This is a genomic window from Iamia sp. (assembly GCF_035575815.1).
Taxonomy (GTDB): domain Bacteria; phylum Actinomycetota; class Acidimicrobiia; order Acidimicrobiales; family Iamiaceae; genus Iamia.
In genome coordinates, this window is record NZ_DATLXO010000204.1 from 1 (window position 1) to 2,011 (window position 2,011).

Sequence of the window (2,011 nt, forward strand, 5' to 3'; positions counted from 1 at the left end):
ACGCGCTCAAGGAGACAGCCACCACAAAGCCCTCCGCGCCCTCGGCAACCGTCTCGTCGGCATCCTCCACGGCTGCCTCCACCACCACACCCCCTACAACGAAACCACCGCCTGGGCCCACCGCAACGACCAACCCCTCAAAATCGCCTCTTGACACCTACGGGCCCTGGGGTGTCTGAACCCCGCGTCGGCCGGGCCTTGCCACGCCCCGCTCCGTCCTGGGTGCCGAACCGGACCCCGCCGGGCCCCACAGGATCGATCCCGCTCCGATGACCCTCCGCCTGGGTGCCGGATTCAGCCCTCGGCCCGAACCGGCCCACAGGATCGATCCCACCGGACCCAGACGGTGTTCGGGCCCGCAGTACGGTGCTCGGCCATGACCGTCCACGTCACCCCGGCTGGCGACGCGGTGCGCGTCGTCACCATCGATCGGCCCGATCGGCGCAACGCCATCGACGCCGAGCACGTCGAGGCCCTGCGCGAGGCCGTCGTCGACGCGCCCGCCGGAACCCGCGCCCTGGTGCTGCGGGGCGAGGCCGGGCACTTCTGTGCCGGCGCAGACCTGAAGGGCTTCGAGGGCCCCGAGTTCGCCGGACTGCTCCGCGGCCTGCTCCATGCCCTGCGCGACGCCCCGTTCCCGTGCCTCGCCGCGGTGGAGGGGGCCGCTCTCGGTGCCGGCACCCAGCTGGCCATCGCGTGCGACCTGCGCACCACCACCGACGACGCCACCTTCGGCATCCCCGCCGCCAAGCTCGGCCTGATGGTCGACCCCTGGACCGTGCAGCGCCTCGTGGCCCTCGCCGGATCGGGCACCGCCCGCGCCATGTTGCTGGCGGCCGGCACCGTCAGCGGCGCCGATGCCCACCGCCTCGGCCTGGCGCAGCGGATCGGCCCACCCGTCACCGCGCTCGACTGGGCGGCCGAGATCGCGGGCCAGGCGCCGCTGACCATCTCCGGGCACAAGCTCGTGCTCAACGCCCTCGACGCCGCCCTTCCCGTCGATCCCGCCCTCGGCGCCGCCTTCGATCGGGCGTGGGCCAGCGCTGACCTGCAGGAGGGCAAGGTCGCCTTCGCCGAACGCCGTCGGCCCCGGTTCCGGGGGGAGTGAGCCTCGCTGCGCCCGCCGAGTCCGGTCAGGTCAGGACGGGACGGGTCAGAGGGACAGGCCGACCGTACGGGCGAAGCCCTCGAAGCTGAAGCTCTCGAAGAACAGGTAGAGCACCAGGAGGCACAGCGGGGTCCCGATCAGGTAGGGCACGACCCGGGGGAACCGCCGGGTGCGGTGCCCGACGTGGGCCAGCCCCCGGACCAGCGCCCACAGCGCCACGGCCGCCAGCCCCCACCAGGCGCCGGGGAAGCGGAGAGCGGGCTCGGAGGCGAACACGTCGATGGCGTCGGGGTCCCCGGTCTCGCCCCGGGTCTGGGCCAGCACGTCGCGCGCGGCGTCGTCCTGGCCCTCGATGGGTGCCACCGGGTTCCCGACGAGCTCGGCGGCCACGATGATGCGCTGGGCGGCGGAGAACTCCGGGTGGCATGCGGTGAGGGTGAGGCGGTCGTCGCCCTTGTCCTCGAGCACCGAGATGTCGTCGGGCTCCACGATGGTGACGTCCATCACCTCGTAGGTGAACTGGCCCTGGAGCGTGGTGAAGAAGATCTGGTCACCAGGCACCAGGTCGTCGACGTTCTTCAGGGGGGCGCCGTAGGTGGTGCGGTGCCCGGCCACCGAGGCGTTCCCGGCCTGGCCCGGCAGCGGCGTGCCCGGGTAGTGGGCCGAACCCCGCTTGAGCTGGTCGGTGCCGGTGCCCTCGACCACCCACTCCTCGCTGTTCACGCCGATGGCCGGGATGCGGTAGCTGCCGACGGCCTCTCCCAGCGCGGGTGGAGCGACGGTCGGGGCCACCTCGATCGGCGCGGTGGCCGAAGGTGCCGCCTCGGTGGTGGCCGGCGTCCGGGTGGTGGTCGGCGTCTCGGTGGTGGTCGGCGGCTCGGCCGTCGGGGTATCGGCTCGGCG

At 73.3% G+C, this 2,011-nt stretch carries 2 protein-coding genes and 1 pseudogene; 2 read left to right on the forward strand and 1 reads right to left on the reverse strand.

Annotated features, from left to right (window positions below):
* Positions 1-154 (forward strand): annotated as a pseudogene (locus VNL12_RS20425) (IS110 family transposase); the annotation flags it as partial.
* A 222-nt stretch (positions 155-376) separates the two neighbouring features.
* Complete coding sequence (locus VNL12_RS20430) at positions 377-1,108, forward strand: enoyl-CoA hydratase (RefSeq protein ID WP_325597182.1); 732 nt, start codon at positions 377-379, stop codon at positions 1,106-1,108.
* A 45-nt stretch (positions 1,109-1,153) separates the two neighbouring features.
* Here VNL12_RS20430 and VNL12_RS20435 read toward each other — a convergent pair.
* A partial coding sequence (locus VNL12_RS20435) for a class E sortase (protein ID WP_325597184.1) occupies positions 1,154-2,011 on the reverse strand: 858 nt, incomplete at its 5' end.